Source organism: Streptomyces sp. BR1, assembly GCF_052373795.1.
Taxonomy (GTDB): Bacteria; Actinomycetota; Actinomycetes; order Streptomycetales; family Streptomycetaceae; genus Streptomyces.
On the sequence record NZ_CM126252.1, the window covers coordinates 2,210,280 to 2,222,428 of the forward strand.

The 12,149-nt window shown below is 73.2% G+C and carries 11 protein-coding genes; 5 read left to right on the plus strand and 6 right to left on the minus strand.

Going from position 1 to position 12,149, the window contains the following annotated elements; genetic code table 11:
* Positions 1 to 68 precede the first annotated feature (68 nt).
* The 4 genes from ACT1U9_RS09215 (at position 69) to ACT1U9_RS09230 (ending at position 4,762) form a co-directional block, all read left to right on the plus strand.
* On the plus strand, positions 69 to 794 hold the full coding sequence (locus tag ACT1U9_RS09215; RefSeq protein ID WP_444537859.1) for a TetR/AcrR family transcriptional regulator: 726 nt from the start codon (positions 69 to 71) through the stop codon (positions 792 to 794).
* A gap of 46 nt (positions 795 to 840) precedes the next feature.
* Entirely contained in the window at positions 841 to 1,110 is a 270-nt protein-coding gene (locus ACT1U9_RS09220; protein WP_444537860.1) for a hypothetical protein, read from the plus strand.
* Positions 1,111 to 1,170: 60 nt separating this feature from the next.
* On the plus strand, positions 1,171 to 3,486 hold the full coding sequence (locus tag ACT1U9_RS09225; protein WP_444537861.1) for an outer membrane protein assembly factor BamB family protein: 2,316 nt from the start codon (positions 1,171 to 1,173) through the stop codon (positions 3,484 to 3,486).
* Positions 3,487 to 3,628: 142 nt separating this feature from the next.
* On the plus strand, positions 3,629 to 4,762 hold the full coding sequence (locus tag ACT1U9_RS09230) for a C40 family peptidase (RefSeq protein ID WP_444537862.1): 1,134 nt from the start codon (positions 3,629 to 3,631) through the stop codon (positions 4,760 to 4,762).
* A gap of 204 nt (positions 4,763 to 4,966) precedes the next feature.
* Here the strand turns inward: ACT1U9_RS09230 and ACT1U9_RS09235 are convergent, their stop codons facing one another.
* From ACT1U9_RS09235 to ACT1U9_RS09255, 5 genes are all read right to left on the minus strand, one after another.
* Positions 4,967 to 6,214 carry a styrene monooxygenase/indole monooxygenase family protein gene (locus tag ACT1U9_RS09235; RefSeq protein WP_444537863.1) on the minus strand — a complete coding sequence of 416 codons (1,248 nt, stop codon included), beginning with the start codon at positions 6,212 to 6,214 and terminating at the stop codon, positions 4,967 to 4,969.
* 82 nt (positions 6,215 to 6,296) lie between these two features.
* A complete protein-coding gene (locus tag ACT1U9_RS09240; protein ID WP_444537864.1) occupies positions 6,297 to 6,941 on the minus strand; it encodes a GTP-binding protein in 645 nt (214 codons plus the stop codon).
* Positions 6,922 to 7,320 (minus strand): DUF742 domain-containing protein, encoded by a 399-nt coding sequence (locus tag ACT1U9_RS09245; protein WP_188277769.1) that lies wholly within the window; start codon positions 7,318 to 7,320, stop codon positions 6,922 to 6,924. Before ACT1U9_RS09245 ends, ACT1U9_RS09240 begins: the two co-directional genes overlap by 20 nt.
* Positions 7,317 to 7,802 carry a roadblock/LC7 domain-containing protein gene (locus ACT1U9_RS09250; protein ID WP_444537865.1) on the minus strand — a complete coding sequence of 162 codons (486 nt, stop codon included), beginning with the start codon at positions 7,800 to 7,802 and terminating at the stop codon, positions 7,317 to 7,319. Before ACT1U9_RS09250 ends, ACT1U9_RS09245 begins: the two co-directional genes overlap by 4 nt.
* The gene (locus tag ACT1U9_RS09255) at positions 7,799 to 10,396 is read right to left on the minus strand and encodes a sensor histidine kinase (RefSeq protein ID WP_444537866.1); all 2,598 of its coding nucleotides are present in this window, start codon (positions 10,394 to 10,396) and stop codon (positions 7,799 to 7,801) included. The genes ACT1U9_RS09250 and ACT1U9_RS09255 overlap by 4 nt, the downstream gene beginning before the upstream one ends.
* Before the next feature lie 379 nt (positions 10,397 to 10,775).
* Here ACT1U9_RS09255 and ACT1U9_RS09260 point away from each other — a divergent pair, with 379 nt between their 5' ends.
* A complete protein-coding gene (locus tag ACT1U9_RS09260; protein ID WP_444537867.1) occupies positions 10,776 to 11,561 on the plus strand; it encodes a hypothetical protein in 786 nt (261 codons plus the stop codon).
* Positions 11,562 to 11,660: 99 nt separating this feature from the next.
* Here the strand turns inward: ACT1U9_RS09260 and ACT1U9_RS09265 are convergent, their stop codons facing one another.
* Positions 11,661 to 12,137, minus strand: coding sequence for a MarR family winged helix-turn-helix transcriptional regulator (locus ACT1U9_RS09265; RefSeq protein WP_444537868.1), 477 nt, complete (start codon positions 12,135 to 12,137; stop codon positions 11,661 to 11,663).
* Between the last annotated feature and the right edge of the window lie 12 nt (positions 12,138 to 12,149).

A 12,149-nucleotide genomic window follows, 5' to 3' on the forward strand; every position in this document is an offset into this window, starting at 1 on the left:
GCATCGGTCCGAGCCAACTGCCCCCGGCCCCCGGGGCAAAGCGGCGGCACGGGGATTACGCTGCCAGCATGACGTCACCGGCCACCACCCCCGCGTACCGCAGGCTGAGCGTCGAGGAGCGCCGCACCCAGCTCCTGGACGCCGCGCTGTCGCTCTTCGCGCACCGGGCGCCGGAGGACGTGTCGCTCGACGACGTGGCCGAGGCCGCCGGGGTCTCTCGGCCGCTGGTGTACCGGTACTTCCCGGGCGGCAAGCAGCAGCTGTACGAGGCGGCCCTGCGCTCGGCCGCCGACGAGCTGGAGCTGTGCTTCGCGCAGGCCCAGACCGGCCCGCTCACCCACCGGCTCGCCCAGGCCCTGGACCGCTACCTCGCCTTCGTGGACGAGCACGACGCCGGATTCTCCGCGCTCCTCCAGGGCGGCAGCGTCGCCGAGACCTCGCGCACGACCGCGATAGTCGACGAGGTGCGCCGGGCGGCCGCCGAGCAGATCCTCGTCCACCTGGGGGTGGAGTCACCGGGTGCACGGCTGCGGCTGATGGTGCGCACCTGGATCGCGGCCGTCGAGGCCGCCTCACTGATCTGGCTGGACGAGGAGAAGCAGCCCCCGCTGCCCGAGCTGCGCGACTGGCTGGTCGACCACCTCGTCGCCCTGCTCACCGCGACCGCCGCCACCGACCCGCAGACGTCGGCCGTCGTACGGGCGGCGCTCGCCCTGGAGTCGGCCGAAGGCCCGGCCGGGGTCCTAGCCCGCCGTATCGTCCCCGTAGTCGCCGAGGCGACCCACCTTCTGTGACGCGCGGTGCGCCGGTTCGTACCGCGGCCGGTGTGACACTTGTGGCGTGCAGAGCGAGAACACCCTCTTTGTGGGCGGGCCCCTCGACGGGCGCGTCCTGCCCGTCCTGATCGGCCCGACGGGCAAGCCGCCCCAGTGGTACGAGGTACCGGTCCCGGACGCCGACGGCGGCCCGGCGACGGTGTACGCGTACCGCCGCGAACCCGCCGGCCACAGCAAGCGGCTCGGGATCCAGCGCGGCTGGAAGTACACCTACGCCCCCGAGGGCCGCGAGCCCCGCCGCTGGCCCTGGACCAAGCCGACGCCCCGCACGTAGCCGGGGCTCCTGGCGCGATAAGCTCGCTGGTCCACGCCGTGCCGCAGGGGGAGTTGAACCATGGAGGCGCTGTCCGCCGAGGAACCGCGCGAGCTCGGTCCGTATCGCATGCGGGCCAGACTGCGCGAGACCGGCACGGCCCGGGTCTACCTCGCCCACGGCGCGGACGGGCGCGGCGTATCCGTCACCGCCGCCCGCCCCGATCTGGCCGCGCTGCCCGCCTTCCGCAGCCGCTTCCGCGACGAGGCACGGGCCGCCGAACGCCTCGCCGGGCCGTGGGTGGCACCGGTCCTGGCGACCGGTCCGGAGGAGTGGCTGCCGTGGCTGGCCACCCCGTTCGCGGCCGCGCTCACCCTCGCCGAGGCGGTGGCGCTGACCGGACCGCTGCCCGAGGCGACCGTACGTACGCTGGGCGCGGCGCTCGCCACCACCCTTGAGCGCGCGCACTCGGTGACCGGCGCGGCGTTCCAGGGCCTGGGCGCCGACGTCGTCCTGCTCACCGCCGACGGTCCGCTGGTCACCGCCTTCGGCGTGCTCGGCGGCGCGAGCGCGGCGAGCGCCGGGGAGGGCGGCCGCCTCGGCGTGACCGTCGGCTATCTGACGCCGGAGCAGGTCGCCGGGGAGAAGCCGGGACCCGCCGCCGACGTCTTCATGCTGGGCATGCTGCTCGCGTACGCGGCCGGGGGCGCGGGCCCCTTCGACGCGGGCCCGGCCGACGCGGCCGCGCACCGCATCGCGCACTCCGTCCCCGACCTCACCCCGGTCCCGGCCGCGCTGCGCCCGCTGCTCGGCCGCTGTCTGGCCAAGGCGCCCGGCGCCCGCCCCTCCCCCGCCGAGGTGGCGGCGGAACTGGTACCCGGTGGGGTGGACGCGGTACTCCCGGACGCCTGGCTGCCGCCCGTCGTGGCAACGGCGATCGCCGAACGGGCCGCGCAGGCACGGGAGTTGCCCGGGATGACGCTCGGGGGCACGGTGCTGTGGCCCGCCGACGCGGCACCGGGTGCCGCGCCCGTGCCCGCCGCCCCGCAAACCGCCCCCGCCACTCCCCCGGCACCGGACACGGCACCCCCGCTCCCCACGTGGTCGGCCCCGCAGCCCTTCCCGCAACCGACCCCGGCTCCGGCCGCCCCCACTGGCGCCTCGCCCCTTTCCCGTATCACCGCCGACCGCAGGTCGTTGCTGACCGCCGGACTCGCCTCCGTCGCCGGGCTCGCGCTCGGGGCGGGCGCGGTGCTGGCGTTCGACGGGGACGACGGTGACTCCAAGAGCCCGGCGGTCGACGCCAAGCCTGTGGCCCGCCCGCAGCCGGTGCCCGGAACGCCGCCCACCGCCCGCTGGGGCTACGCCGTCCCCGGCGGCAAACTGCTCGGCACCCCACTCGCCCAGGGCGCGGTCCTGGTCGTCCCCGGTGCCGCGCTCACCGGCGTCGACCTGCGCACCGGCAAGCAGCTGTGGAACCGCCCGGAGCTGGCCGGAGTGGCCCAGCTCCAGCCCGCCGACGCCGACTTGGCGTTCGGCGCGGGCCCCACCGACTTCACCTGGTTCGCCGTCGCCGACGGCTCCATCCGCCAGAAGGTCGCGTACACCTCGCTCACCCCCGGCATGGGCACCCCCGAGGTCCGCGCGCACGAGGGCACGACGGTGTGGTTCACGGCCACCGCCGGCAAGGACTCCGCCCTCTACGCGTACGACATCGCGCACCGCACCGTCCTGTGGCGCAGGCCGCTGGGCCGGGGCGAGACCTTCGAGTGGGCGACGGCGTACGGCGGCCAGCTGATCTCCCGCCGCCCGGCGGCCTCCCCGCCGAAGGGCGCCAGGCAGGTGCTCGGGGAGTTCTTCGCCGTCGACCCGAAGACCGGCAAGGACGTGTGGTCGCGGACGTACGGCTCGGTGCTCCCCACCGACCCGGCGGTGCTCACCCCCGACGGCACCCTGCTCACCCAGGCGGGCGGCGGCCTCCAGGCGTTCGACCTCACCACCACGAACCCGCGCTGGCAGCACCCCAAGGGCAAGTCCGCGTACGGAACTCCCGGTCCTGGCAAGGGAGTTGTGTACGTACCGGACAACGGTACGCAGCTGACGGCGCTCGGCGCGGCGGACGGGCAGCAGCGGTGGGCCGCCACCACCGACCTCGCGCTGGGCACGCCGGTGGAGACGCGGACGGTGGCGGGCGCGTCCGGGCGTACGGTCCTCGCCCTCGACCCGTTCCAGGTCACGGCGTTCGACGCGGCGAGCGGCGAGCGGCTGTGGAAGTTCCAGGATGCGGGCACCAAGGAGGAGTCGGCGGACCGGGGCGTGTACCGGGCGGTCGTGGCGGGCGCGGACACGGCGGTGGTGTGGCACGGGGCGACGCTGTACGCGCTGCCGGTGTCGTGAGCGGGCGTGAGCAGGTGCCGTAGCGCGTACGCAAGCGGCCGCACCGGGGTACGGCCGGACGGGTGAGGGATTCGCACCGTTCACCCGTCTCGGCGGGCGTCACGGCGGGCCACCGTGCCACCATCCGACCGGAGGTGAGCACGTGTCAGTCGGAACTCTGCGCTCGGTGTGCACCGCTGCGGCCGTGGCGGCCGCACTGGTGTCGGCCGTCCCCACCGCGCACGCCGCGCCCACGCCGCCCGAGAGCTCGGTGAGCGGTCTGCTGACGCAGTTGCAGACGCTGTACCGGCAGGCGGAGGAGGCGTCCGAGGCGTACAACGCGGCCGAGGAGCGGGCGAAGCTGCGGGCGGCGGACGAGAAGAAGGTCGCGGCCGGGCTGACGAAGGCGCGGGTGGCGCTGGCGGTCGGCCGCGCCGCCGCCGGCCGCCTCGCGCGTGAGCAGTACCAGGGCCGCAGCGAACTCTCCGTCTACATGCAGCTGTTGCTCGCCCGCGATCCGCAGGGCGCGCTGGACCAGGGGCATCTGATCCGGCGGGCCGCCGACTCGCGGCGGGCGACGGTGACGCGGCTCGCGCGGACCGAGCGGCAGGCCGACGCGCTGGCGCGGGCCGCGCGCAAGGCGCTGGACGAGCAGACGACGCTGGCCGCGCGGCGGCGGACGGCGCGGGATGCGGTGCAGGCGCGGCTGAAGGACGTGGAGGGTCTGCTGTCGGCCCTCAGCGCGGACCAACTCGCGGAGCTGGCGCAGCTTGAGCAGCAGGGTATGGCGAAGGCGCAGCGGGATCTGCTGGCGACGGGGGCGTTGAGTGGGGTGCGCGCGCCGTCCTCGGAGGGCGAACAGGCCCTGAAGTACGCGGTCGGCCAACTCGGCAAGCCGTACGTATGGGGCGCGGAGGGGCCGGGCTCGTACGACTGCTCGGGGTTGACCTCCCAGGCGTGGGCCCACGCGGGCCGGGCGATTCCGCGCACCAGCCAGGAGCAGTGGGCGGAGCTGCCGCGGGTGCCGCTGCGTGCCCTGCGGCCCGGGGACCTGGTGGTGTACTACCCCAAGGCCACACACGTGGCGATGTACCTCGGCGACGGCCTGGTGGTCCAGGCCCCGCGCCCCGGCACCCGGGTGAAGATCTCCCCGATCGCGGCGAACCCGCTCCTCGGCGCGGTCCGCCCAGACCCGACGGCGGTCCCGCTCCGCTCGTACCACCCCCCGCGGCTGCCCCCGGGAGCGACGGAGGGCACGGACGAGGGCTACGCGCCCGAAACGCCCCCCGGGGAATAGCCCCCACCCCTTTCCGAAACTCTCCGAGGGGTGTCGTTCAGGTGCGGACCGTGCCGGGTTGCTCGCGCCCACGCGGCGGAGCCGCAAATCGATACAGCCCCGCGCCCCTAGGAGGGCCCGAAGGGCCCATCAAGGGGCGCGGGGAACTGCGCGACCAGCCCCCACCGGCGGCCAGACAGAGAACCAGGCAGCCCGCCCAAGGCTTTAGGGAAGGGGCGGGGTGGGGGCCACCTCCGCCAAGTACGCCGTCGCCCGCTCCTCCTCGAAGAAGAAGTTCTCGAAGTCCGACGGGTCGTCGAAACCGTTCGCGAAGCGGTCGGCGACCGGCTGGAGTTCGGACGCCGCGCCGATGAGGTTGAGGACATGCTCCGGCGGAGCGCCCAGCATCGCGTTGGTCCACTTCACCACAGGCGCCGCAGTCGCCCAGTACCGCTCGAACGTCCCCCGCATCCACGCCTCGTCGAACACCCCGTCCCCGTGCGACACGATCGACGCCAGATACGAAGCGGCGCACTTGGAGGCGGAGTTGGAGCCCTGCCCGGTGATCGGGTCGTTGGCGACGACCACGTCGGCCACGCCGAGCACCAGGCCGCCACCGGGCAGCCGCCCGACGGGGTTGCGGACCGCCGGGGCGTAGCGGCCGGCCAACGTACCGCCTTCGTCGGTCAGTTCGACCTTCGTCGCCCGCGCGTACTCCCAGGGCGTGAACTTCTCCATCAGGGCGAGGGTCAACGACAGGTGCTCGGACGGGTCCGTCACGCCCTGGAACACGTCCAGCGGGCCGCCCGGGATGCCCTCCCAGAAGAGGATGTCGGCCCGCCCGGACGTCGTCAGCGTCGGCATCACGAACAGCTCGCCCACACCCGGCACCAGATTGCACCGCACCGCGTCGAAGTCCGGGTGCTCGGGGCGCGGCCCGAGCCCGTGCACGTACGACACCGCCAGCGCCCGCTGCGGCTCGGTGAACGGGGAACGCGAGGCGTCCCGGCCGAACATCGAGACCAGCTCGCCCTTGCCCGCCGACACCAGCACCAGGTCATACGTACGCGCGAAGAAGTCCAGGTCGGAGACGGCCGCGCCATGGATGACCAGCTGGCCGCCGCGCTGCGCGAACGTCTCCATCCAGCCCGCCATCTTGACCCGCTGGTCGACCGACTGCGCGAAGCCGTCGAGGCGCCCCACCCAGTCGATCGGCCGCGAGCCGTCCGGCGCCGCGACCGAGACTCCCACGCCCTCGATGCGCGGGGCCTGCGACTCCCAGAAGTTGAGGCCGAGGTCCCGCTCGTGCCGGAGCGCCGTGTGGAACATGCACTGCGTGGACATGACCCGGCCGGACCGGATCTCGTCGGACGTCCGGTTGGACATCAGGGTGACCTCGTACCCCTGGGACTGAAGTCCGAGGGCCAGCTGAAGACCGGACTGACCGGCTCCGACTATCAGGATTCTCCGCATACGAAATTTCTCCGATACCGATACGTGAAGGGGTACGACACGGGGGGGGTGGCGGGGTCTTGCGTGCGCATGCCGGAAGCAGCTACTCCGGCAGCTCCTCCAGCGCGTGCGACACCAGGCTCAGCAGTGACTCGATCACCGTGATCCGGTCCCGCGCGTCCATGATCACCACCGGGATGTGCGGCGCCACGGTCAGCGCCTCCCGGACGTCCTCGGCCTCGAACGACTCGGTGCCCTCGAAGTGGTTGACGGCCACGATGTACGGCAGGCCGCAGCTCTCGAAGTAGTCGAGCGCCGGGAAGCAGTCGGTGAGGCGGCGGGTGTCGGCCAGCACCACCGCGCCGATCGCGCCGCGCACGATGTCGTCCCACATGAACCAGAACCGCTGCTGCCCGGGCGTGCCGAAGACATACAGGACGAGGTCGTCGTCGAGGGTGATGCGGCCGAAGTCCATGGCCACCGTGGTGGTCGACTTCTCCGGGGTGGCCGCGAGGTCGTCGGTGGCCTCGCTCGCCTGGGTCATCACCGCTTCGGTCTGCAGCGGGGTGATCTCCGAGACCGAGGAGACGAACGTCGTCTTGCCCACGCCGAAACCGCCCGCCACCACGACCTTCGTGGCGATCGGGGCCCTGGTGCGGTCGCGCTGCCAGTCCTTCAGCTCCTCCTCGAACGGCTCCTCGGGAGCCGGGGCGTCGGAGGCCAGGACGTCAGAGCCTGCGGAGTCCACTGAGCACCCTTTCGAGCAGTGCGCGGTCGGGACGGCCCGGGCCGTGCCCGGTCCCGTACACACGGATCCTTCCCTGGTCGGCCAGGTCGCTGAGCAGCACGCGGACGACGCCGAGCGGCATCCGCAGCAGCGCCGAGATCTCCGCGACCGTCCGCATCGCGCGGCAGATCTCCACGATCGCCAGCATCTCCGGCATGATCCGCGCCGCGCTCCCGGTGAGCGCCTTGCGCTCCTCGGGCGCCTCGATGGCCGCCACGAACGTCTCGACGAGCAGGACGTGCCCGAAGCGGGTGCGCCCGCCCGTCAGCGAGTACGGGCGTACGCGCGCCGGTTTGCGTCCGGCGCCGCGTATCGGCAGCTTCGGGGCGGACGGACTCATTGGACGGCCTCCATCGACTGGCGCAGCTCGCTGCGGAGTTCGGGGGTGAGCACATGTCCGGCGCGGCCGACGAAGAGCGCCATGTGATACGCGACGACACTCATGTCGCAGTCGGGTGTGGCGTGCACGCCCAGGAGCGAGCCGTCGCTGATGGCCATGACGAAGACGCTGCCCTGCTCCATCGCGACGACCGTCTGCTTGACGTTGCCGCCGTCCATCAGGCGCGCGGCGCCGTGGGTGAGGCTGGCGATGCCGGAGACGATGGTGGCGAGGTCGGCGCTGGAGCCGCGCGGGCCCTGGGGGCGCGGCTCGGGGCGGGTGCTGCGCTGCTCCGGGTCGGAGGAGAGCAGCAGCAGTCCGTCCGACGAGACGACCGCGACCGAGATGAGCCCCGGCACCTCCTCCACGAGATTCTTCAGCAGCCAGTGCAGATTGCGTGCCTCGCTGCTCAGTCCGAACGTGCCGGTGCCGGTCGCAGTCAACTGCGTGCCTCCTCGACTGTCTCCCCCGTCTGTTGTGGTGTCTGTACCGTCTTCTCTTCGTTGCGTACGTCGTTACGGGCGTCCGAGATCTCCGACTCGGCGTCCCGGCGGCCCTCCAGGGCGCCCTGCTGGAACCCGCCGAGGCGGCGGCGCAGGGCGTCGGCGACATCGGCGCCGCCCTTGCGCGCGGCCGGCTCGGTGGTGCCGGCCTTCACCACCTTCGGGGTGCGCTTGGGCAGCCCCTTGTCGGTGACGCGCTGCGCGGGCACGACGGGCTCGGGCGCCTCGGGCCCGGGCGTGGGAAGCCGCATCTCGAACGTCGGCTGGTCCACGACCCGCTCGTGCTCGTCGGCGTCCGCCTCATCGGCCTCGGGCTCGACGGCCTCCGCCTTGACCAGCGGAATCTGCCCCGACCGTTCCGTACGCTCGGGCAGCACATTGGAGTTGGCCTCCGCGAGCGCGCCCGGCAGCGTGAACCTCGGGGCGTCGCCCGGGACCGGCATCACATGCGGCGCCGCGACCGGCGGCGTCGTCGGCAGGATCGGCTCGGGCAGCACGACCACCGCCGCCACCCCGCCCTGCTTCTGCTCGCGCAGCTCGATGCGTACGCCATGGCGGCGCGCCAGCAGCGCGGCGACGTGCAGACCGAGACCGCCCGCGTCCGTGCCGGGCTCCCCCGGCTCGTACGTGGACGGGTCCGCGAGCCGCAGGTTCAGCTCGGTGCGGCGCTTGGGGCCGATGCCGATGCCCTCGTCCTGGACCGAGAGCATGATCTCGCCGCTCTCCAACTGCCAGCCGGAGAGCTGTACTTGGACGTCCGGCGGCGAGAACGAGGTGGCGTTCTCCAGGAGCTCGGCGACGAGGTGGCTGAGGTCGTCGGCCGCGAACCCGGCGACCTGCGCGTGCGGCGGGACGGCCTGGATGACGACCCGCTCGTACCGCTCGATCTCGCTGACGGCGGCCCGCAGCACATCCACCAGCGGGACCGGGCCCGGGTGGTTGTGGTGGTGCTCGGCGCCCGCGAGGACCAGCAGGTTCTCGCCGTGGCGGCGGATGACCGTGGCCATGTGGTCGAGCTTGAAGAGCGTGGCGAGCGCGTCCGGGTCCTGTTCGCGCTCCTCCAGGCCCTCGATGATGCCGAGCTGACGCTCGACCAGACCGAGGCTGCGAAGGCCGAGGTTGACGAAGGTGTGCTGAACCGTCCCGCGCGCCCGCTCCAGCTGGGCGGTCAACTCCCGTACGGTGTCGGCCAGTTCGGCACGGTCGGCGAGGAGCGCCGCCCGCTCGTCGGCGAGCGCCAGCTCGGCGCCGCGCGCGCTCGCGACCTCCGCGCCGAGCGAGTCGGCGCGTACGCCGAGGTCGCACAGGCGGCCGTGGAGTGTGTTCAGGGACCGTACGACCTGGGCGAACTCGTCGTTGCGGCCGGTGAAGCGGACCGGCTCCTCGGTCTGAGGGGCCGCCGCGAGCCGCGCCGCGCCGCGCCGCAGCACGGCGAGCGGGCGGGTCAGCGAGCGGGCGGTGCCGGACGAGACGCCGATGGCGAGCAGCACGAGCGCGCCCACCAGGGCGACCTTGATCTCCAGGTCGGTGACGTCGTCGTCGCGCAGCGCCTCGAACCGCTTGACCTCGGCCGCCGCGAGCCCCGACTGGGTGCCGCGCATCCGGTCGATGCGGGCGGTGAGCGCGGCGTCGACCTTGTCGGCGCCCAGCTTGCGGTCGGCGGCGCTGAGTTGGGGCTGGTCGGTGAGGCGGGCGAGGTAGCGCTCGGCGGCGTCGACGTCCGGGCCGGTGACCGTGGTGGCGAGCTTGTCGCGCGCGGCGGCCGAGGCGGCCTGGTCGAAGTCGGCGAGCGCCGCCTGCTCACGCACCCGCGTCTGCTGCCCGGCGGCGCTCAACGCGTCCCGGGTGTGCACCTCGTCGCTGTCGGCCGGATCCTTCTGTACGTAACGTCCGGTGATGGGGTCGTAGACCGTGCCGGTGGACTTCTGCGGCACGGAGAGCGCGGCGACGAGCAGGCCCCGGGTGGCGGAGGCGAGTTCGGTGGCGCGGCCGAGGTCGGCGGGGGCGCGGGTGGCCTCGGCGGCGCGCGGCGGCGTCTTGTCGGCGAGCTCGTCGGCGACGGCGAGCAGCTTGGCGATGACGTCCGTGTACGCCCGGTGGGCCTCCAGGGCGGTGCCCTTGCCGGTAAGCGCGGTGCGGCGCAGGGACGGCACGGTGGCGAGGTCGCGGCCAAGGGCGGCGGAGGCGTTGGCGCGGATCTCGTCGATACGCCGGTCGACCTGGGCCGCGCGGTCCTTGAGCCCGGCCTCCTGGCGGGGGTCGCGGCCGCCCGCGATGTACGCGGTGACATCGTCGCGCTCGTCACCGAGGGCGTGCGCGAGGGTGACGGCCTGCTGGTCGAGCTGGGCGAGGGTGACCAGGTTCTGCGAGTCGTTGAGGTCCGAGGACGCGGTGAGGAGCGCGGGCGTGCCCGCGCCGAGCACGGTGAGCGAGACCACGGCGACCGAGGCGACCAGCCGGGTCCGTACGCGCACGGTGCGCGCAGTGCCCTCGGCGGGTTCGCCGTCCTTGCCCCGAGGCCGCTTGTTCTGCACCGGTGCTCTCAATCTTGACTCGTCCACCCATGAAGCCGAGGTGACGACCGGTCATGCGTCTGTTGCGCCCTGTGCGACGCGTTCCCACCCCTGCGCGGCTTCCGACCATTCCAGTGGTTTTGGGAAGGAGGCATGCAACATCCACCCCGCCACCCGAACGAGTGAACATCACTCGGGAGTTGGCCATCAACTCCCGCGGAATGCCTGCCCCCGTTCATGCGCGCGGCCGGTTGGAACTTCCGCGCGGGCTTTGGCAGGATGCCCGCCCACAGCTTTCTGACAGGTGCACAGCCACCGGGAAATCCACGGTCCGCCGCAGTGGTCCAGGCCAATTCACCGGCCATGGAAGGTGCGTGAAGGCGTCGTGCAGACTGGCCGTATGCGCATCGAACTCACCACTGACCCCGGTGACCCCGCCCGCCCCAACGAGGACTGGGCGACCACGGCACTGCCCGCCGCCGGACGGGGCGGGGCCCTGGTGGTGCTCGACGGGGTGACGCCACCACCGGGCAACGGCGACTGTGTGCACGACGTGCCCTGGTTCACCGCGCGGCTCGGCGGCGCGCTGACCGAACTGTCCGGTTCGCGGCGCGACATGACGCTGACCGAGATCCTCGCCGAGTCCATCAGGCGCACCGCCGACGCCCACCGCGACACCTGTGACCTTTCTCACCCGCGTACTCCGCAGGCGACGGTGGTCCTGGCGCGCTGGGACGAGTCGTACGTGGAGCACCTCGTGCTCTCCGACTCGGTGCTGCTCGTCGAGTCGCCGGACGGTGGGGTGCGGGCGGTCCTCGACGACCGGCTCGATCGGGTGCCGCGCTCTTCTCTGGTGTCGGACGATGTTGCCGACGCGCTCGCCCGGAACAAGGAGGGCGGCTTCTTCACCGCGGCCGCCGATCCGTCGGTGGCCGCGCGGGCTGTCACCGGGCGCATCCCCACCTGCGACGTACGGTCCCTGGCCGCCCTGACCGACGGCGCCAGCCGATGGGTGGAGAAGTTCCGCGAAGGCGACTGGGTCGACTGTGTGGCGCTGCTGCGCAAGGTGGGTGCGTCTGCGCTCGTCGAGCGGGTGCGGGAGCTTGAACGCGCGGATATCGAGCGTACGTATCTGCGGCGCAGTAAGACGCATGACGACGCGACCGTCGTGTTCGTTGAGCTCTGACGCTGCCGGTTGTTCGTCTGCGGGCCGGTGGGGGCTTGTCGCGCCCACGCGGCGGAGCCGCACATGTCACAGCCCCGCGCCCCTGACGGGGCGCTCCCACTACGGACGTGCCGCCCCCGGCTCCTGCATGTCCGCTCTCGCGTTCAACTGGTGCAGCAGGCGCGCCAGTTCGGCGATTTCCGTGCGGTCCCAGTCGGCCAGCTTGGTGACGTACTGGGCGCGGCGGGCGTCGCGGACCCGGCGGAAGCGGGCCAGGCCCTCGTCGGTGAGGCGGACGAGGGAGGCGCGGCCGTCGGCCGGGTCCGGTTCGCGGGCCACCAGGCCCAGATCCTCCAGGGCCCGCAGCTGACGGCTCATGGTCGCCTTGCCGACGCCGAAGTACGCGGCGAGCTCGGTGGCCCGCTGCGGGCCGCCCTCCTCCAGGCGCACGAAGAGCCCGTACGCGGCCGCCTCCAGCTCGGGATGGACCGCGCGGGCCATCTCGCCGGAGGACGCCCGGGCACGCCGCAGGAACACCGCCAGCTCGCGTTCGAGCGCCAGGAATTCCTGGTCCGGACCGTCCACATCAGCTCCCATCCCACGGCTGTC

What these genes read in the sequence shown, in the direction of transcription:
- ACT1U9_RS09225 (WP_444537861.1), top strand. Translation starts at nt 1,171, where the DNA reads ATGGAGGCGCTGTCCGCCGAGGAACCGCGCGAGCTCGGTCCGTATCGC.
- ACT1U9_RS09245 (WP_188277769.1), bottom strand. Translation starts at nt 7,320, where the DNA reads ATGAGTCCGTCCGCCCCGAAGCTGCCGATACGCGGCGCCGGACGCAAA.
- ACT1U9_RS09215 (WP_444537859.1), top strand. Translation starts at nt 69, where the DNA reads ATGACGTCACCGGCCACCACCCCCGCGTACCGCAGGCTGAGCGTCGAG.
- ACT1U9_RS09260 (WP_444537867.1), top strand. Translation starts at nt 10,776, where the DNA reads ATGCGCATCGAACTCACCACTGACCCCGGTGACCCCGCCCGCCCCAAC.
- ACT1U9_RS09265 (WP_444537868.1), bottom strand. Translation starts at nt 12,137, where the DNA reads ATGGGAGCTGATGTGGACGGTCCGGACCAGGAATTCCTGGCGCTCGAA.
- ACT1U9_RS09235 (WP_444537863.1), bottom strand. Translation starts at nt 6,214, where the DNA reads ATGCGGAGAATCCTGATAGTCGGAGCCGGTCAGTCCGGTCTTCAGCTG.